A 20518-nucleotide genomic window follows, 5' to 3' on the forward strand; every position below is an offset into this window, starting at 1 on the left:
CATTAAGCCTAATCACTTCAGAAGGCAAAAAACGCTTTCTGTCATTGCTTGTCTTATGCTTGTTGGGGCTACCAGAGCGCTTGCGCTTTCTTATTAATTATATTGGCTAAAAGTAAAGATTAGAAGAAATACCAATCCTGCTGTAATCGTTTGCAATCAGCCCTTTTCCAAATAGACCACAAGGAGTATAATGAAACATGTTGATTGACTTTATATTTAAAAAATTATAAAACCTGTCATTTTATTTCAATAGGGGGAACCAAAAGGGATGAACATGGAAAAACTGCAAGAAAGCATGTATAAGCTGATTGTAGAAACGTCGACTAATCTGCCAAAGGATGTCCGCAGAGCTATTAAGTCTGCGAAGGAAAAAGAGAATGCCGGGACCAGGGCGGCGATGAGCCTTGCGACTATAACCAACAATATTTCTATGGCGGACGACAATGTTTCACCGATTTGTCAGGATACAGGGCTGCCAACTTTCAAAATCAAAACTCCAGTAGGCGTGAACCAGCTTGAAATTAAGGAAGCAATTAAAAAGGCAATGGTTCAGGCAACAACAGACGGCAAAATGCGTCCTAACTCTGTGGATTCTTTAACAGGAAAAAACAGCGGGGATAACTTGGGTCTTGGCCTGCCCGTTATGAAATTTGACCAGTGGGAAAAAGATTATATTGATATCCGCTTAATATTAAAAGGCGGAGGCTGTGAAAATAAAAATATTCAATATAGCTTGCCATGTGAGCTTGAAGGTCTTGGCAAGGCAGGACGCGATCTTGATGGCATCCGCAAATGTATCCTTCATTCCGTGTACCAGGCACAGGGACAGGGCTGCAGTGCCGGTTTCATCGGTGTGGGAATTGGAGGAGACCGTTCATCAGGGTATGATTTAGCAAAGGAGCAGCTGTTCCGCAGCGCTGAAGATGTGAATCCGAATGAAGATCTTCGTAAACTTGAAGAATATATTATGGAAAACGCAAATAAATTGGGAATTGGAACGATGGGATTTGGAGGCGAAACAACTTTGCTTGGCTGTAAAATAGGCGTCATGCACCGTATCCCTGCAAGCTTCTTTGTTTCTGTAGCTTACAATTGCTGGGCATTCCGCAGATTAGGAGTAAACATAAACCCTGAAACTGGTGAAATTATGGAATGGCAATACCAGGATGGGGAAAAAATTGATTTTGCAGCAGAAAAAGAGCTGGAAACGGCAGTCGCTGAAACAGCTGCGGCAACAGAAGCTGCAAGCCGTGAGGTAACACTGGAGGCACCTATTACTGAAGAGCAAATCCGCAGCCTGAAGGTTGGAGATGTTGTCCATATTAACGGTATGATGTATACAGGCCGGGACGCAATCCATAAACATCTATCGGAGAATGACGCACCTATCGATCTTAACGGACAAGTCATCTACCACTGTGGTCCTGTTATGCTGAAGGATCAGGAAGGCAAATGGCATGTAAAAGCTGCCGGGCCGACAACAAGTATCCGTGAAGAGCCATATCAAGGCGATATCATGAAAAAGTTTGGAATCCGAGCTGTTATCGGTAAAGGCGGAATGGGTCCAAAAACATTAGCTGCCCTTGCCGAACATGGTGGTGTTTACCTCAACGCTATCGGTGGAGCTGCGCAATATTATGCAGACTGCATCAAATCGGTTGAAGGTGTCAATTTTATGGAGTTTGGAATTCCAGAAGCCATGTGGCATCTTAAGGTTGAGAAATTTACCGCAGTTGTAACAATGGATTCTCATGGAAACAGCCTTCATAAGGATGTTGCACAATCTTCATTAGAAAAGCTGGCCGCCTTCAAAGAGCCGGTATTTAAATAACTGCTGTTCTTTCTCCTTAAAGTTAAGTAATTCAGGAAAGCAGCAATTTGGCAGGCCGCTTATAAAAGGCCTGCCGTTTTTTTTATGCTCGCCACTGTCCTTGTCCGTTCTATCCAGAAACTGCTATCAATGGATAGGATATTTTTCTTCTGCCGCCACAAACTATTGTTAATACAATATGCAGGAGGAACATAATGAAGAAATTATTACTTATTCCATTATCGATTATCATATGCATGATGATATCTGTTCATACAGCAGCAGAGCCTTCCAATGCCTCGCTTCATTGGGGGTTTAAAAAAAGCAGCAATGGGCAGCCTGCAGATGCGGGATCTTTCTACGAACGGATACTAGAGAAGCATGGAGCGGTTTACAAAGGCGATCCATCAAAAAAGGATATTTACCTTACATTTGATAATGGATATGAAAATGGATACACAAAACAAATTTTAGCAGTCCTAAAAAAACATAACGTACCCGCCACATTTTTTGTTACAGGGCATTATCTTGATAGTGCTTCAGACATCACCAAACAGATGGTTAAAGAAGGACATAGTATCGGGAATCATTCTTGGTCTCACCCTGACATGACCCAGATATCGGATGCACAGATCGAGAAGGAATTAGCATTGATCAAGGAGGAAACCGAACGCCTGACCGGGCAAAAGAATATGGCTTATTTGCGTCCGCCCCGCGGTATTTTCAGCGAACGGACTATGGCAGTAGCTAAAAGGCTCGGCTACACCCATGTCTTCTGGTCTCTTGCATATGTTGATTGGTATGTAGACCGACAAAGAGGTCCGCAATTTGCTCATGATCAGGTGATGAAACAAATCCATCCAGGCGCCATTCTGCTTCTTCATACTATCTCTAAGGATAATGCCGAAGCCTTGGAATCGATCATCGTTGATTTAAAAAAACAGGGCTATCATTTTAAAAGCATTGATGATCTAATGAACTCTAAAAAACCTAACAATAAGGTAAACCAATAAATGTAAAACCTTGTCGGAAGACGGGGTTTTTTGGCCATTAATATATAATGGCAAGGTTTGCATTTTATCAAACTCACCGTTGTCATAACCTGCGACTTTCAAAAAAAACATGCTATAATACGGGAAGCGCAGGGAGGAAGGAGCAAGATGTGGGCTGATACACTGAAGGTCCAAGGACTATAGCTTTGACCTGGTTCTCGACATTCGGATTGGGCAGGCCAAACTTATTTCCTACGGCAGATACCGGCCTCCAAAACGCGTTAAAACAATTATATGGCCTACCGCAGAAGCCAACTATCACAGAAATGGAAGTCTATACAAAAAATGGTCACCATTCTTAAGCTATGCTTCCTCCATTTATGGAGAAGCATTGAAAAATGGAGTGAGAGAAAATGAACAAACAGCAAGAAGCGTCTTTGGAAGTAAACCAAAGCTTCCCATTGACCATAAAGCGCCTTGGTATTAATGGAGAAGGCGTAGGCTATTTTAAAAGAAAGGTCGTCTTTGTTCCCGGTGCACTGCCAGGAGAAGAAATTGTCGCCCTAGCAACTAAAGTAAACCCTAAATTTACTGAGGCAAAAATTAAAAATATCCGCAAGCAATCACCCGATCGTGTCGCGCCGCCATGCCCGGTTTTTGAGGAATGTGGCGGATGCCAGCTTCAGCATTTACGTTACAGCAGGCAGCTTGTGGAAAAGCGTGATATTGTCATTCAATCCATGGAACGCCATACTAATTTTCCAATTGATTCTCTTGATATCAGAGAAACAATCGGAATGAAGGATCCCTGGAACTATCGCAATAAAAGCCAGTTCCAAGTGGGCCTTAGAGAAGGCAATGTTATTGCCGGCTTATACGGACTTAATTCCCATAACCTGATTGATATTCCGAACTGTGCTGTCCAGCATGCCTCCAGTAACAGGGCAACAACAGCCATAAAGAAAATATTAAAGGATCTAAACATTTCCATCTATAATGAGAAAAAGAAAAAGGGCGTTGTCCGGACAGTAATTACCAGAGTTGGTTTCCAGACAGGAGAGGTTCAGGTTGTAATTGTAACAAGCACAGAGGAGCTACCTAAGAAAGAAAGACTGATCCAGGCTATCAAAGAGCAGCTGCCAGAAGTAAAATCACTCGTCCAAAATGTAAACGACAAACATACATCATTGATATTTGGTGAGAAAACAGTCCATCTAGCCGGAGAGCAGGTAATTAATGAAACGCTTGGCGACCTGTCGTACGAGCTGTCTGCCCGTACTTTCTTCCAGCTGAACCCTATACAAACAGTAAAGCTGTATGATGAGGTAAAAAAGGCAGCCGCACTAACGGGAAAGGAAAAGGTAGTGGACGCCTATTGCGGTGTTGGAACAATTGGACTTTGGCTATCTGGTGAGGCAAAAGAAGTCCGAGGTATGGATATCATTAAGGAATCCATTACTGACGCACGGAAAAACGCTGCCCGCCATAACCGCAGCAACGTTTCATACGAAGTAGGTAAAGCAGAACAGATTGTACCGAAATGGATAAAAGAAGGCTGGAAACCGCACGTAATTGTAATTGACCCCCCAAGGACAGGGTGTGACGACGGACTGCTGCAGACAATCCTTAAAGCAAAACCAAAAAAAGTTGTTTATGTATCCTGCAATCCATCCACACTGGCCAGGGATTTGCAGACATTGAGCAAACTGTATAAAGTGGAGTATATTCAGCCTGTTGATATGTTCCCGCAGACTTCCCATATTGAGTGCTGTGTTTCGCTTGAAAAAAAATAGAAGGTATGACGAGTCCGAATATCTGTCCTGGATACTCGGACTTAAAATCTTGGTTTAAAAGAATTGAAATGAACAAGGCAATGCTTTAGGAGGTCTATATGGAAAATAATGATATATTAATTAGATTGAGGTATGCTCTAGATATAAAAAATACAGATATGGTAGAGATATTTAAACTTGGGGGCATTGAATTAACAAAAACAGAAGTGCTGCAGATACTCACAAAATCAAATGATAATGATGGTGAGAGGGCCGAAACTACAGAAAATATAAAATGCAATAATAGTATGTTAGAGTCATTTTTCAATGGCTTTATTATTTTTAAAAGAGGAAAACAAGATCAAAAACCAGAACAGCCTATTAGCCAGGAACTACCTTTAAAGAGTAATGAAAGTATTAATAATATGGTTCTAAAGAAATTGAAAATAGCACTAGCACTAACGAGTGAGGATATGATTGATATATTGGAAAAAGCAGGAGTCGTTATTACAAAAGGAGAACTAAGTGCTTTATTAAGGAAAAAAGGCCATAAGAATTATAAAGAATGCGGTGATAAATACGCCAGGAATTTCTTAAAAGGATTAGCTCTAAAATATAGGGGATAAGAGTCAGAAATGTTGAATGTATAACGAAATTAAGCTGTTATAAAATGTTATCGGGCAATGGACTGTGGATTGACCACGATTATCCATTGCCTATTAAGGTTGCTTAGAAAAAGTGTTTTTTCCATAAACTGTACACTAGTTATAAAAAAGGGTATATACTTACGGTATATGTCATATGAGTGAGGTTTATATGGATAAAAACGAGGAAGAATTACTGCAAGAAAAAATTAAGGAATTAACTCAGCAAGTAAATGAATTAGAAACTTTAGTTCAAAATGTTTCGGTTCCGATAATACCTTCCATAATACCAGACACAATTTTAATACCAGTTTCAGGCGAAGTTTCTGTAAGCCGGTTTGATTTAGTTATTCCAAAGATATTAAATTATGTAAATAACGTAAATATAGACTCTGTTATTCTTGATTTTTCTGCTATTACCCTTAAAGAGGTTGAAAACCTGGTCATTCTTGTAAGGTACATTGAGAGTTTAACTTCATCTTTAAAGTTAATGGGTATTCAAGTTCTTATTGTTGGCTTTACTCCTCTTTTTGCCCAGGAGCTGGTCAGGTCCGAATTACCTTTTGTAAAAGAATTGAATGCATTCTCATCCTTTAAAACTGCTCTTCAATTTTTAATGAAGGAGAAGGGGCTGGCGTTTACAAAAGTTACTTAATCATGAAACTGCTAGAAAAATTTTATCTCAAAACCCACGGAAAAATAAACGCGGGTTTTTTCTTTTTAAAGGAATTGATGACTTAGCTATCTGTTGAAGATACCGGTTGAGAAAACAAAACTCGAAAGGAGCATTGGCGTGACAAAGCTATTAATTGCGGATAGGGATCATAATGAACGTGCAGGAATTTCTTGGCTTGTTTCTTCGTATGCTATTCCATTTGATAAAGTTTTGCTTGCGGGGTCGGTTGCTGCTCTTTTTCAAATTATGGAAACGGAGATTCCGGATGTCGTTTGTATTGAAATTGATATGATTCCAAAGGATCAGTGGGATAACTTTAGGGAATTGACTAAACGTTACATTCAAAAGGTGATTGTAATGACAGCAGAAGCAACTTTTGAAAGAGCGATTCAGGGAATTGAACTCCATGCTTATGACCTCTGGGTAAAACATAAATCACCTGACTACATGAAGCAAGTATTAAACAAGTGCTATAAGAGCCTTATTAAAACCAAAGAGAAACATTACCCGGATAATATATTGAATACACAAAGCGCGGTCTCCTACCGATCATTATTTCTGCCTCATGAAACCGCCAGCACCCACAGCCGGCTTCTACTTATGCAGCTGGAAAATCCAAAAAAACAAACGCTTCTCCTTTCTTTCCTGCAGGAGTATCCTTTCCATAACCCGCCTGTTTTGCTGCCGTTAAGCAATATGATTGTTTGTGTTTTTATATTTGACTTAAGGTACCCCCTGAAGCATTTAAAGCATATTGGAAACCGAATTTTAACAGAGTGGGAAGAACGGTATTCCGAACCGCTGTCTCTCGTTTTATATGATACAAATAACCCATCCCTTTCGCTTAATGAAAAATACCTCCATGCAAGGCAGGCATTAGAAATTCGCTTTTTTAAAGGATATCGGCAGCTTTCGGTTATTGAAGAAAAGGTCAATTGGGTAATAATCGACCCCTTTTTAACGCCTTCTGAACAAAGGGAATGGATTAATATGTTGAATGATGCTGATAGGGATAAACTAAAGCATTGGATGTACCAGGAATTCTTAAACTTGACAGAACCATATCCAGAGCCGGGTTTGCTGCGTACACGATTGACGAGCATATTAGCACAAGTGCGCCGGTTTATGAAATCCCATAATCTTGATGAAGGGACAATTGAAGTCCGATATCATCAAGTATTTGAAACGATCTTATATAATCCAATTCTCTACCGAATTGTCCAAGAGTTTTTACTGTATTTGTTCGAAGTCTTTGAACAGGCAAAAAGGCATAAAGATGTTTCCCGCAAAGACATTATTGAGCAGGCGATCCTTTACATTGAAGGACATTATCACAATCCCGACTTAAGGCTCGAGGATGTCGCGAGCCATGTTGGCCGGAGTCCGGCATATTTTAGCTCACTTGTGACAAAAAGACAGGGAAGTTCATTTCGCCAGCTATTAACAGCTATCCGTATCAAAGAGGCACAGCGGCTCCTGCTTGATACAAAAATATCGGTACAGGAAATAGCTGAAAAAACAGGTTTTATTAATGCCAATTATTTTAGCAAGGTGTTTAAGGGGAAAATGGGAATCACCCCTCGATCTTACCGTAATCATAAGGGTTAAATTGTTGATGTGTTAGCGCACATCTATTTTTTTTGGTAAGGCTATGTGAAAGCTCATTGTTTTTGACACTTTGTTGAATGGAGTGGAAGGCGCGGACTCCTTCGGGAAAAGCGGCTCAAGGGAGACCCCGCAAGCGCTGAGGAGGCTCCCGAACCATAACTAGGCGGAAATCCACAGGCAATTTTAACAGAGTCTTTGGTAGAAAAAGAGAAATTCTTTTCGAAATCTAAAAAAAAAACATAAACCTAAAATTATTTGCTTTTTTTATTGTGAACGCTTTCTATAAAAATTTAATTCTAAAATAAGTGCGAAAATTCGAAAAAACGTCATCTATTCTTATTTGCATTTCTTTTCTACACTTTAGATAGAGAAATAAGTATTCCAGTTTGTATGGGGTTTAACATTCAAAAAATCTAAAAGCGGGTGTAACTATGGCGGTTAATCAAAAAGGAAAAAGGATTATTCAAAACTATAATGGAACCGATCTCCACACAAAGGGTTGGATACAGGAAGCGGCGTTACGGATGCTGTACAATAACTTAGATCCTAATGTTGCGGAACGGCCGGAAGATCTTGTCGTGTACGGTGGGTTAGGCAAGGCGGCCCGTAACTGGGAGAGTTTTGATGCTATTGTTGAGACTCTCAAAAACTTAGAAAATGATGAGACGATGCTCATTCAATCCGGGAAGCCGGTTGCGGTATTCCGTACACATACTGACGCTCCTAGAGTATTAATTGCAAATTCTAATTTAGTGCCTGCATGGGCAAACTGGGATCATTTTCACGAATTAGATAAAAAGGGATTAATGATGTACGGGCAAATGACTGCTGGAAGCTGGATTTATATAGGCAGCCAGGGAATAGTCCAAGGAACGTATGAAACATTTGCCGAATGTGCACGAAAGCATTTTAACGGCTCATTGGCAGGAACGGTTACAGTGACTGCCGGACTTGGGGGGATGGGGGGCGCCCAGCCGCTCGCTGTATCCTTAAACGGGGGTGTCAGCATTAACATTGAAGTAGACAAGAGCCGGATTCAGCGCCGTTTGGACACGAAATACCTTGATGTCATGACTGTGGATCTGGTTGAAGCGATCAACATGGCCCTTGATGCAAAACGCGATAAAAGGGCTATTTCAATCGGACTTCTCGGCAATGCCCCGGAAGTATTAAACTCAATGATTGAGAAAGGATTTATTCCTGACATACTTACAGACCAAACATCTTCGCATGATCCAATTAATGGTTATATTCCCATTGGGATGAGTATAGAGGAAGCTGATAAGCTCCGTAACATCGATCCGAAAGTATATGAAGTGAAATCAAAAAATAGCATTGCGGAGCATGTGCGTGCAATGTTGAAGATGCAAGAACAAGGAGCCATTACCTTTGACTACGGCAATAATATCCGTCAGATTGCCAAAGATGAAGGGGTCGAAAATGCCTTTAACTTCCCTGGTTTTGTTTCAGAGTATATTCGTCCGCAATTTTGTGAGGGAAAAGGACCGTTTCGCTGGGCAGCGCTGTCTGGCGATCCTGAAGACATAAGAAAAACAGATGAAGTGATTTTGCGGGAATTTAGCTACAATAAACATCTTTGCAACTGGATTAAAATGGCTCAAGAACGGATAGAGTTTCAAGGCCTGCCAGCCAGAATTTGCTGGCTTGGCTACGGAGAGCGCGCAAGGTTTGGGAAAATTATTAATGACATGGTTGCAAACGGTGAACTTAAAGCGCCAATTGTTATTGGACGTGACCACTTGGACTCCGGCTCTGTAGCTTCTCCAAACCGTGAAACGGAAGCTATGAAGGACGGAAGTGATGCGGTGGCAGACTGGCCAATATTGAACGCGCTTATTAACAGCATTGGAGGAGCAAGCTGGGTGTCTCTGCACCATGGAGGTGGTGTCGGTATGGGCTATTCGATTCACGCTGGGATGGTAATTGTAGCGGATGGTACCAAGGAAGCTGAAAAACGACTGGAGCGCGTGCTTACAACTGATCCTGGAATGGGGATTGTTCGCCATGCCGATGCGGGCTATAGCCTCGCAATTCAAACAGCAAAAGACAATGGCATTCAAATCCCAATGCTGAAAGATTGAGAGGAAGACAATAAAAGCAAGGAGAAGGCTGTTTAAAGTTATTGCTTCAACAGGTGTATTACAGATGCCCTGTTAACCAATCAAATCATTGATCTTCTTGCTTTTATCAACTACAGTTCAAGCCGAATGTACCGAAAAGGAGAGACCTATTATTAAAAAACCAATATTTATCCGGAATGCAAACCAGATTGTTACGCTTGAAGGAAGCAGCAGCAAGCCTCTTGCCGGAAAGGAAATGGATCAGATTCAAATTCTCGCAAACGGCAGCATATGGATTGAAGATGGTGTTATCCAGTTTGTCGGCAGCGATGAAGAAGCGGCAGAACTTTATATAAACCGTCTGCAAGAAGCGGATATTTTCGATGCGACGGGAAAGCTTGTTACACCTGGTCTTGTCGATCCGCATACACATCTAGTTTTTGCCGGAAGCCGTGAGAAAGAGTTCGGCATGCGTTTGCAGGGTGCTACGTATATGGAAATCATGAATAATGGAGGAGGTATCCATGCTACCACTTCAGCGACAAGAGAGGCCAGCCATCAAACGCTTTTTAAGGAAAGCAGAAAACGCCTCGATCAATTCTTGCTGCACGGCGTTACAACAATCGAAGCAAAAAGTGGATACGGTCTTTCTCTTGAACATGAAATAAAACAGCTGGAAGTAGCAAGAAAGCTTGATGAAAAACATCCAATCGATATCATTAGTACATTTATGGGTGCCCATGCTGTTCCTTCTGAATATAAAAAGAACCCGGACGATTTCGTAGATTATGTGATCAATGAGATGATTCCGGAAGTGGCCCGATTAAAGCTTGCTGAATTTAATGATGTATTTTGTGAGCGGGGCGTATTTACACCGGAGCAGTCAAAACGGATATTAGAAGCCGGATTAAAACACGGCCTAACACCAAAAGTTCACGCTGATGAAATTGAGCCATTTGAAGGTGCTGAACTGGCAGCCTCCATTGGAGCCATCTCTGCTGAACATCTTTTAAAGGCGTCCGATAAAGGAATAAAGGCATTGGCAGAGAAAGGAGTTATTGCTGTACTTCTTCCAGGAACAGCTTTCTTTTTGATGGCCGAATCTGCGAATGGACGAAAAATGATTGACGCCGGTGTACCTGTGGCACTATCTACCGATTGTAATCCGGGATCTTCTCCGACCGTTTCCATGCCTCTTGTCATGAACCTTGGCTGTTTGAGAATGGGAATGACCCCCGCGGAAGTCCTTACAGCTTGCACAATAAATGCCGCACATGCGATTAACAGGGCAAATGAAATTGGCAGTCTTGAAAAAGGGAAAAAAGCCGATGTGACCATTTTTGATGTGAATAATTATATGGACCTTCAATATCGCTATGGCGTAAATCATGTACACAGTGTAATTAAAAACGGTGAAGTAGTTGTTAATAGGGGGAGATTGGTTTGCAACAATACCCGTACCCGCAGCTAAAGCCTCCAGCGTTTAGTTGGGACAGAAGTATGACAATTGAAGAACCGAAAGTAAATGAGTGGATTCAGACCCTTGACCCTCGTAATTTAGACAAAGTTGATTGGTCACACTTTCATGCGGCGATCCTTGGTGTTCCATTATCCCGTTCATCCATTTCAGCGTCGGCTGCCAGTGAAAATCCAGATGCCTTACGAAGAGCCTGGAAATACTTTACCACATATAATTTGGACCATGATGAAGATTTATCGGATTTAAACGTGGTCGACCTTGGAGATGTGCGTCAGCATGTAACAAATATTGAAGTGTGCCACAGAAATATTAAAGAAGCAATGATCAGTATACGAACCGTTCACCCGCAAGTTGTTCCAGTCGTTATGGGCGGAGATCACTCGATTACTGCAATGCTTGTAAAGGGGATGCAAACTGTTCATTCCAGTGAACGAATTGGGATCCTTCAGCTCGACACTCATTTTGATTTGAGGAATTTATCGGATAATGGCCCTACCAATGGCACACCAATCCGTAATTTGATCGAAAGTGGGGTTATAAAAGGAGAGGATGTCTATAATTTAGGGCTTCACGGTTTTTTCAATGCGCGTTCATTAAAAATGTATGCCGATGAAATCGGTTTAAATTATATAACGATGCGGGAATTCCGTAAAAACGGAATTGAAACGACAATTAATCAGGTGTTGGAGGAGCTAAGTCAAAAAGTCGATACGATCTATTTCACATTAGATATGGATGTTCTCGATTGTAGCTACGGACCGGGTGTGCCAGCTTCAACTCCAGGCGGCATGCGGAGCGATGAATTGTTTGAGGCTGTTTATCACACTGGTAAATGCACAAAAGTTAAAGCGATGGACATCGTTTGTCTGGATCCATACAAAGACAGAGGAGAGATGACCACAAAAACGGCTGTCCATAGCATGCTTTCTTTTTTAACAGGGCTGAAGCAGCGATTACACTTCACTGTGATATCCTGACAGCAACTGTTTGAACGTGGATTTATGCTCATTCCACTGGATTAATGTTGATTTGCTGGGATCAGGATGAAAAGCTTAGTAATAGCCGAAGCAGTTTTCCGCTAACCCCGAAAAAGGATAAGTTTCATAAATATTCTTTCTTTTTATAGAAAATTTCAATATAATAATGGCAATAATAGGTGATGAAGAAAGTTCACCCTTAATGGTTTATGGCTAATGGCTCCTGCTGGTAACGATGCTGGCAGGGGTCATTTGTTTTTGAGGAGGAAAGACAGTAAATGGTTTATGTTTTGGTAGGTTTAGCTGGTTTTATTGGTGCTGTATTAAGGAATTTCATAGGAATAGTATTTTCTGAAAAAAGTACAGTTTTTCCGATTTCTACTCTGATTGTTAACCTCTTAGGATGTTTTCTTTTGAGTTGGTTTACTACAGTGGTTTTTAAAAAAATTTCATTTCCTGCACATTTTAAAACTGCCATAGCTACAGGATTTGTCGGTTCATTTACTACGTTTTCAACTTTGAGCGTTGAGACAGTCCATTTGTTAAAAAGTAGTGATCCGCAATTAGGTGTTTTATATGTCATGGTTAGTTTGTCTGGGGGATTAATTATGAGCCGTTTAGGGTTTATTGTGGGAAAAGAGGAAAAAAGCTTATGACATTTTTTGAATTATGGGTAGTTGGTATTGGAGGTTTCTTGGGAGCGATAGCACGTTTTTCATTTAGCCGGTTCATCAATAAAAAGTTCACTTTTCGTATACCAATCGCAACGGCAACCATAAACTTACTTGGATCATTTTTACTGGGATTGTTAATAAGCAGCGGATTAAATAATAACTCCATACTTTTCTTGGGGACAGGTTTTATGGGAGCCTTTACCACATTCTCAACGTTTAAATTAGAAGGAGTACAACTTTATTTAAATAAAAGAAAAAAAGAATTTTTTATTTATAATTTAATTAGTTACGGTGGCGGGATACTGCTAGCTTTAATTGGATCGGAGATCGGAAAGTACTTGTTTTGAGACATGTAGGTGCGTTAATGGATTTCAAATTTTGGAATTCTAACATAATAAAAATAAGCCCTCTACATAGCAAACATAGAGGGCAGCAAAGTTTAACTCCGTTCGTTTATTGCATATTTTGCTGTATTAATGGCAAGTTTTTGCTCCAAAGCATAACCAAAACGATATAGTGTGGCTTCATCAAATTCCCGGCCAATCAGCTGGATGCCAATTGGCATATCATCAGCGGAAAAGCCGCACGGTACTGATAAGCTTGGTAAACCGTTAAGATTGGTAGGGGCTGTTAATTTTGTGATTGACCAGCGAATATGCTGACCTATATATTTTTCGATATTAACATGGCGTTCATTAATCTTAGGAGGCAAAATCGGCAATGTTGGCGTAAGAATCACGTCTACATCTTCCAGCACGTGATTAAACTCATTTTTAGCGAGTTTACGAATTTGCAGTGCCTGAACGTACTCATACCCTTTTGTATCAAGAGCTGTTAATAAACGTTCCTTTACTTCATCATCCCAATTATCTGGATAATCTTTTAAGTGCTGTTCATGAACAGCATATGCTTCACTTTTTAGAATCACTTTATGGGACTCCGATATTTTTTCTATATTAGGCAAATTAATAGATTGAATAACTGCACCCAATTCTCGCATTACTTCAATCGCCTTTTCAACTGCATGCCTAACCTCTTCGTCTATATCATCAAAATAAAAGGAGGTTGGTATTCCAATTTTCATGCCTTCAATACCTTTTCCAATGTCTCTGGAAAAATCCTGGCTCTCCTTTTGAATAGAATTCGGATCGTTTTGATCGAAGCCAGCAATCACATTTAACAGAATTGCATTATCTGTGACTGTTCTGGTTAATGGGCCGACATGATCAAGCGTCATGGAAAGCGGGAAGACTCCATGTTTACTTACGAGCCCATACGTTGGTTTCATTCCGACAATTCCGCAAAAAGAAGCAGGAACTCTTATCGATGCGCCTGTGTCTGTACCTAGTGAGCCATAGGCGAGACAAGCAGATACAGCAGCTGCAGATCCGCTGCTGGAACCTCCTGTCATCTTTTGCGTATTGTGGGGATTTCGAACCGGGCCAAAAAAGGAGCGATCTCCGGTCGGTCCATAAGCAAACTGATGTGTGTTTAATTTTCCAACTATTATGGCCCCAGCTTCCTTCAGCTTTTCAACTACTGTGGCATTATAATCAGGTACATAGTTTTGATAAATTTCTGAGCCCATAGTCGTTTTAAGAGATTGAGTGTATATTAAGTCTTTTAATCCAATAGGTACACCGTGAAGAGGGCCTTTATAATTGCCGTTTTCAATTTCTTGATCTGCTCTTTTTGCCTGTTCTAATACTTCTTCTTTATCAATTGTGATAAATGAATTAATTTTAGGATCGATTTCATTTATACGTTTTAAGAGCTGTATGGCAACTTCCGTCGGCGATATTTTCTTCTTTTTAATTAATTCTGATAATCTTGCTATGCTAAAGGTTAATAATTCTTTTTGCGTCGTTTTCACTTCTTATCGCACCTTTCCACATTTCCTGCCATCTATCATTATTGGTTTGTTTGTTTTGCTGCTTCGATATATTCTTCGCCGATTATCGGGGTAAATTCATCATAAATAGGAGACCAAACCTTACGGAATTCTTCTTTTTCTTCATTGGAAAGTTCATATATTTCTATTTCTCCTCTTTCCTCCAATTTTTTACGAGCTTCGATGTTCATATCTTTTGAAGCCTGACGTGCTTTCTCAGTCCCAGCTTTAATACCTTCGTCAATGATTTTGCGTGTAGGTTCATTTAAATCATCCATAAACTTTTTATTCGCAAAAAATACCAAGTCTACGCGAGCTTCTCCAGAAACGGTTAAGTATTTTTGAACCTCGTCAAAGTTTTTTGATTCAATATTTACAAAGGTATTCGTTTGGCCGTCGACTGTTCCTTGCTGAAGTGCAGTGTACAGCTCAGTGAAGGGCATTGAAACTGAGCCTGCTTCAGCCGCAGAAAATAATTTTTCCAGTACTTGTCCGCCTTGAGTACGGAATTTTAATCCTTTTAAATCTTTCGGGCTCTTAATAGGTCTTTTATCGTTTGTAAGGTGTTTCGGTCCATTCGGCCACATAGCAAGGCCATACATGCCATCCTTTTCTAAGCTCTGAATAATTTCCATACCCTTATCACTATCCCAAAATTTTATCGCCTCATCATCGCCCTTGAATAAAAACGGTAATGAAGGAATATTAAAGCGGGGGTCGTTCCCAACAAGTTTAGCCATATCTATCTGAGTAAATTGAATATTATTGGCTATTAACTGCTGATGAACATCTTTGTCTCCGAATAGCTGTCCATTCGGATAGACTTGAACTTTAATTTTCCCTTCAGATGCTTTTTCAATATATTCTTTAAATGCCATTGATCCTGTGTGCTGAGAAGTATTTTCGGCTACTTCATGTGCCAGCTTAATCGTCAATTCCTGGATATCATTGCTGCCGCTGGAACTGCTGCTTGCTGTATTCTCGGAAGATTTACTGCCGCATGCTGTCATTGATAAAAGAAGAGCGATTAAAAAGATTGTGAAAAAATTTTTTTTGAATAATCCCATAATGGTCCACTCCTTAAAAAGTTTTTAAAGCATTTAACATTCAGAAAACTATAAAAATATATATAAAAACTATGTACAAACTTATACCACCCCCTTTAAAAAAGTTTTAGGGTTTTTGAAAGTGAGTATTTATCAATTATTATCTCTACAGGATTTTTGGAATTAATGAAAAAGAAAGTGCCAGTGAGAAGACTTTTTCAGTATTTATTGCGAAGAAAGGACATAGGTTTCAGAAGTTGGAAAAATATGTTTTTCAGGGAAAAGTCGACATTTTAAACAGACCTTGCCGGCAGGAATTTCCCTGTGCGTGCATAAGAGAAACTTACAGATGATTAAGAGAAGACCATTTTTTTATGTCATCTTTGGACACAAGATATCTTCATAGTAGAGATAATTATTTGAAATTTCAAACAATTTTCTTCGACAATTTCTAGTAATTTTATTTACTATAGAAAATAAAATTACTAATGAACTGATGATTGAAATCCACTTTGTGCTGCCTGCGTTGGGAATCTATGTTATGCAGCTTTCCAATCTTCTTCCTCAAAAGACATTTTTAAAGGGCATAGAGGGTTGACATCGACAAAATACGACAATATACTGCAAGTTATGTGCTATTTTTCGATAGTTCTTTTTGTTTCGAATTTTTAGGGGGATTTAGTATGAATAAATTGTTTCGGAAAAAGCCGATCAGTGACTTAGTGGCTGCCAGCCACAACAAAGAGCTTAGCCGTTCAATGGGACTGTGGGACTTAATATTCCTTGGAGTCGGCTGTGTAATCGGAACGGGGATTTTTGTTATTACGGGTGTAGTCGCTGCTACAAGCGGCGGTCCTGCGATTACACTCTCATTTATCATTGCAGGGATTGCCTGCGCTCTTGCAGCGTTTTGCTATGCGGAATTTTCATCAGCGGTACCCGTCTCAGGCAGCGTATACACATATAGCTATGCTACCCTTGGTGAACTTGCCGCTTTTTTAATAGGATGGGATTTAATGCTGGAATATGTGCTTGCCATATCAGCTGTAGCCACCGGTTGGTCGGCTTACTTCCAGTCCCTGATTTCAGGATTTGGCTTTCATGTCCCTGCCAGCCTGGGCTCTGCACCTGGAATGGAAAAGGGCGGCCTTATTGATCTACCAGCGGTGCTGATCATATTATTGATAACTGCACTGGTGAGCAGGGGTGTAAAAGAGAGCATCTCTTTCAATAATGTAATGGTATTCCTTAAGCTGGCGGTTATTCTCGCATTTATCGCTGCCGGAATTGGCTATGTGCAACCGGAAAATTGGACTCCATTTGCTCCATTTGGCTTTGAAGGTATTATTACAAGTGCGGCGACCGTTTTCTTTGCATACATTGGTTTTGATGTAATTGCCACTGCTTCTGAAGAAGTAAAGAATCCAAAGAGAAACATGCCGATTGGAATCATTTCTTCTCTATTAATCTGTACAGTTTTATATATTGCCGTTTCCGGTATTCTTACAGGGATGGTTTCTTACGAAAAGCTGAATGTTGCTGATCCTGTATCTTTCGCGTTAAAAATGGTAGGCCAAAACGGCATGGCTGGGATTATATCCGTTGGAGCGGTAGCTGGGATAACGACTGTCCTGCTTGCGCTTATCTATGCTCAGGTGCGATTGTCTTTCGCGATGAGCCGAGATGGGCTTCTGCCTAAAAAACTCTCTGTGGTACACCAGGTGTATAAAACACCATTTTCCAATACGTGGCTAACAGGATTCATTGCTGCAGGGATTGCCGGATTTGTTGATCTGACAACACTTGCCCACTTGGTAAATATGGGGACGCTTGTAGCATTTACTCTGATTTCAATTGCCATCATTGTCCTTAGGAGGAATTTTCCAGATCTGAAGGCGTCATTCCGTGTTCCTTTTGTGCCGATACTGCCTGCAATTAGTGCATTTTTGTGCCTTTATTTAGCTTCGAGCCTTCCTGCGATCACCTGGATTGCTTTTGTTATCTGGATTTGTGCAGGTTTGGTAGTTTATTTTGGTTATTCAAAGAAAAATAGCAATCTAAATTAAATTAAGTTACTATAAGAACCCCAAAAATTTGGGGTTTTTTAGTCCAAATAAATAGAATATTATACTAAGATAATATTGGTGTTATAATGTAGATGATTTTATTCATTGCCAAGGGAGGACATCATGGGAAACGAACAGCTAAGAAAAAACATTGGCTTTTTTGTTGGAACATCTCTAGTAGTTGGAACTGTTATTGGCTCTGGAATTTTCATGAAACCCGGAATTGTCCTAGAGGCCAGCGGAAACTCCACAATGGCGCTTTTTGCTTGGCTTCTTGGAGGAATCATTACCCTGGCAAGCGGCTTAACCATTGCTGAAGTCAGTACACAGATTCCAAAAACAGGCGGGCTTTATGCTTATTTAGAAGAGGTGTATGGGAAGGTTTGGGGCTTTTTATCCGGATGGGTACAGACCTTAATTTATGGTCCTGCCGTTATGGGAGCACTGGGTTTATACTTTGGTGTATTGGTAGCTGGATTTTTTAATCTTTCAGAATCTTATACTACCATTATTGGAGTATTAACAGTTGTGCTGCTGGGAGGTTTGAATATTTTAGGAACTAGCTATGGCGGACTCATACAAAATGTGTCTACTGTTGCCAAGCTGATTCCGATATTTGCTATTGCGATATTTGGTATTACTATGGGGGACACGCCTGTATTTAATATAGATAGCGGATCTTCACAGCAGTCCATCAGCTTGGGAGCTGCTGTTCTTGCTACACTTTGGGCCTATGACGGATGGATGAATGTCGGCTTTATGGCCGGTGAAATGAAGAACCCCGCTAAAACATTGCCGAGAGCAATCATTACCGGTATTTTAATTGTTATGGCTGCTTACCTGTCGGTAAATGTGGCTATCCTACATGTACTTCCTGCCGATAAGATTGTGGAATTGGGGCCTAACGCTGCTAGTGAAGCAGCATCAATACTTTTTGGAGATTTTGGGGCGAAATTAATAGCCATTGGTATTATGATTTCTATTTTCGGATGCCTGAATGGTAAAGTCCTTACTTTTCCGCGGATATCATTTGCTATGGCTGAAGACGGGCTGTTACCGGGAGCGAATACATTTGCGAAAGTGCATCCTAAGTTTAAAACACCTGCAAATGCAACCATTTTACAGCTTGCGATTGCGATTGTCATGATGGTTTTAACAGATCCCGATAAGCTCACAAATATAGCAGTTTTTTCAGTTTTCTTGTTTTATGGATTAGCCTTTTTCGCTGTATTTATTTTGCGCAAACGGAATCCTGATGCCAAAACCTATAAGGTTCCCTTATATCCGCTAACTCCGATTGTAGCGATAATTGGTTCCGTATATATCCTTGTAAATACTATCATTGATAGTCCGCTTGATTCATTATTCTCATTGGGAATAGCGGTCGCAGGCTTTCCTGTCTATTGGCTGCTTACAAGGAAATCTCTTAAATAATAGCACTCTTAGGCTGGCTCTTTTGAGTCAGTCTTTTTGTTATACAAGTAAAATTTTGAATTACCAAAGGTTCCAGATGCAATTGTTATAAACATATCAGAAACGGATCAGAACTGTACTGCTGCAGGACAAGAGTGTTTCGCAGATTCACCGCAGGAAACAAAGCAGTCATTGTGAGGATGAACTAATCCGTTCTTCTTCTGACAAAAAGTTACAAGAAGTTACATTTTTTATTTTTTTAGAAAATTCATTTGATTTTAAATTGTATTATTGTATACTTGTAATACAACTTAAAGACAGCGCTTACATCACTTAGGAGGAAGGAAGTGGAAAAATGATCACCAAGAAAACGAAAGTCATCTTTACTGTTATTGGTTTATTGCTCACAATGGTTGTTGGTTTCCGGGCGGCTGCCATCAATAAGGACAAGCAGTTTGTTTCAGTTGCAACTGCATCTACCGGAGGGACTTACTATCCGATCGGTGTCGGCATGGCCAACATCTGGAGCACCCATCTAAAGGAAGAAGGCATTCGGGCAAGCGGACAATCCTCGGCTGGCTCGATTGAAAATATTGACCTTTTACGTAAAGGTGAGGCCCAGTTGGCGATCCTTCAAGGTCTGATTGCCACTGATGCTTATACAGGAGTAAGAAACTTTGAGGAAAATCGGTATAAGGATTTGCGTACAATTTCTATGCTATGGCCCAATGTAGAACATTTTGTGCTTATGAATAACAAGATTAATACAGGCACCATCGAAGATATTGAAGGAAATCGATTTTCAGTAGGACCACAGGCCAGCGGCACGGAACAATCGACGGTCGTTATGATGCAGGGACTCGACTTAACCAAAAAAGATATCCGGCCTGAGTATTTAGGATATGATGATACGATTTCGGCCATGCGCGATGGTCGCCTGGATGGCGGCTCACTGCCTGCGGGAATTCCTACTTCAGCTATTACGGATATGTATGCCAGCGGTGTAAAGGCTTCAGTGCTGGAAGTGACAGATGAACAATTGAACACAATTAATCAAGAATCTAATTCTTGGTACCGCTTTACGATTCCAGCCGGGACATATCCGAAAGTGGACAAAGACATTCAGACGATTGCACAGCCAAATCTTCTGGCCGTATCAAAGCAATTAGATGAAAAAACTGTCTATCTTTTAACAAAAACACTTTATGAAAACTTAGATGAAATGTACGCGGTGCATAGTTCCGCAAAAAATATGACGTTGGAAACGGCTTTGGATGGGATATCTGTTCCATTACATATTGGCGCTTATAAATACTTCACGGAGGCTGGAGTGGATGTCCCTGAGGAACTAATCCCTCCGGAAGCAAAATAATGACAGGAAAAAAGGA

Annotated in this window: 16 protein-coding genes and 1 pseudogene; 15 read left to right on the forward strand and 2 right to left on the reverse strand. The window is 40.5% G+C overall.

The features are described 5' to 3' along the window. The first annotated feature begins 268 nt into the window (after positions 1 to 268). From D0469_RS12645 to crcB (D0469_RS12700), 12 genes and pseudogenes are all read left to right on the forward strand, one after another. Entirely contained in the window at positions 269 to 1831 is a 1563-nt protein-coding gene (locus D0469_RS12645) for a fumarate hydratase (RefSeq protein ID WP_117327105.1), read from the forward strand. A gap of 194 nt (positions 1832 to 2025) precedes the next feature. Then, complete coding sequence (gene pdaA, locus D0469_RS12650; protein WP_117327106.1) at positions 2026 to 2823, forward strand: delta-lactam-biosynthetic de-N-acetylase; 798 nt, start codon at positions 2026 to 2028, stop codon at positions 2821 to 2823. Between the two features lie 167 nt (positions 2824 to 2990). After that, positions 2991 to 3219 (forward strand): annotated as a pseudogene (locus D0469_RS21680) (hypothetical protein); the annotation flags it as partial. Continuing rightward, positions 3216 to 4595, forward strand: a complete 1380-nt coding sequence (gene rlmD, locus D0469_RS12660) for a 23S rRNA (uracil(1939)-C(5))-methyltransferase RlmD (RefSeq protein WP_117327107.1) — start codon at positions 3216 to 3218, stop codon at positions 4593 to 4595. The pseudogene D0469_RS21680 and the gene rlmD, both read left to right, overlap by 4 nt. 98 nt (positions 4596 to 4693) lie before the next feature. Next, entirely contained in the window at positions 4694 to 5200 is a 507-nt protein-coding gene (locus D0469_RS12665; RefSeq protein WP_117327108.1) for a YehS family protein, read from the forward strand. Positions 5201 to 5390: 190 nt separating this feature from the next. Further along, positions 5391 to 5873 (forward strand): STAS domain-containing protein, encoded by a 483-nt coding sequence (locus D0469_RS12670; protein ID WP_117327109.1) that lies wholly within the window; start codon positions 5391 to 5393, stop codon positions 5871 to 5873. A gap of 138 nt (positions 5874 to 6011) precedes the next feature. Then, positions 6012 to 7502: a helix-turn-helix domain-containing protein gene (locus D0469_RS12675; RefSeq protein ID WP_117327110.1), complete on the forward strand. Its 1491-nt coding sequence runs from the start codon at positions 6012 to 6014 to the stop codon at positions 7500 to 7502. A gap of 431 nt (positions 7503 to 7933) precedes the next feature. Further along, positions 7934 to 9604, forward strand: coding sequence for a urocanate hydratase (hutU, locus tag D0469_RS12680; RefSeq protein ID WP_117327111.1), 1671 nt, complete (start codon positions 7934 to 7936; stop codon positions 9602 to 9604). A 151-nt stretch (positions 9605 to 9755) separates the two neighbouring features. After that, on the forward strand, positions 9756 to 11054 hold the full coding sequence (gene hutI, locus D0469_RS12685) for an imidazolonepropionase (protein WP_117327164.1): 1299 nt from the start codon (positions 9756 to 9758) through the stop codon (positions 11052 to 11054). Then, positions 11027 to 12040 carry an agmatinase family protein gene (locus D0469_RS12690; RefSeq protein ID WP_233523047.1) on the forward strand — a complete coding sequence of 338 codons (1014 nt, stop codon included), beginning with the start codon at positions 11027 to 11029 and terminating at the stop codon, positions 12038 to 12040. Before hutI ends, D0469_RS12690 begins: the two co-directional genes overlap by 28 nt. 278 nt (positions 12041 to 12318) lie before the next feature. Next, on the forward strand, positions 12319 to 12696 hold the full coding sequence (gene crcB, locus D0469_RS12695) for a fluoride efflux transporter CrcB (RefSeq protein WP_117327112.1): 378 nt from the start codon (positions 12319 to 12321) through the stop codon (positions 12694 to 12696). Beyond that, positions 12693 to 13061, forward strand: a complete 369-nt coding sequence (gene crcB, locus D0469_RS12700; protein WP_117327113.1) for a fluoride efflux transporter CrcB — start codon at positions 12693 to 12695, stop codon at positions 13059 to 13061. Before crcB (D0469_RS12695) ends, crcB (D0469_RS12700) begins: the two co-directional genes overlap by 4 nt. 92 nt (positions 13062 to 13153) lie before the next feature. Here crcB (D0469_RS12700) and D0469_RS12705 read toward each other — a convergent pair whose 3' ends face one another. Both D0469_RS12705 and D0469_RS12710 read right to left on the reverse strand, forming a co-directional pair. Continuing rightward, positions 13154 to 14587, reverse strand: coding sequence for an amidase (locus D0469_RS12705; protein ID WP_117327114.1), 1434 nt, complete (start codon positions 14585 to 14587; stop codon positions 13154 to 13156). Positions 14588 to 14625: 38 nt separating this feature from the next. Further along, on the reverse strand, positions 14626 to 15672 hold the full coding sequence (locus D0469_RS12710) for a TRAP transporter substrate-binding protein (RefSeq protein WP_117327115.1): 1047 nt from the start codon (positions 15670 to 15672) through the stop codon (positions 14626 to 14628). 662 nt (positions 15673 to 16334) lie between these two features. On the opposite strand from D0469_RS12710, the gene D0469_RS12715 reads away from it, so the two are divergent. The 3 genes from D0469_RS12715 to D0469_RS12725 all read left to right on the forward strand — a co-directional run bounded on the left by D0469_RS12715 (position 16335) and on the right by D0469_RS12725 (position 20502). Then, entirely contained in the window at positions 16335 to 17717 is a 1383-nt protein-coding gene (locus D0469_RS12715) for an amino acid permease (protein ID WP_117327116.1), read from the forward strand. A 123-nt stretch (positions 17718 to 17840) separates the two neighbouring features. Then, the gene (locus tag D0469_RS12720) at positions 17841 to 19151 is read left to right on the forward strand and encodes an APC family permease (protein ID WP_117327117.1); all 1311 of its coding nucleotides are present in this window, start codon (positions 17841 to 17843) and stop codon (positions 19149 to 19151) included. Positions 19152 to 19485: 334 nt separating this feature from the next. Then, positions 19486 to 20502, forward strand: coding sequence for a TAXI family TRAP transporter solute-binding subunit (locus D0469_RS12725; protein WP_117327118.1), 1017 nt, complete (start codon positions 19486 to 19488; stop codon positions 20500 to 20502). Positions 20503 to 20518: the final 16 nt, after the last annotated feature.

The sequence above is a fragment of the Peribacillus saganii genome (genome assembly GCF_003429095.1).
GTDB classification, from domain to species: domain Bacteria; phylum Bacillota; class Bacilli; order Bacillales; family DSM-1321; genus Peribacillus; species Peribacillus saganii.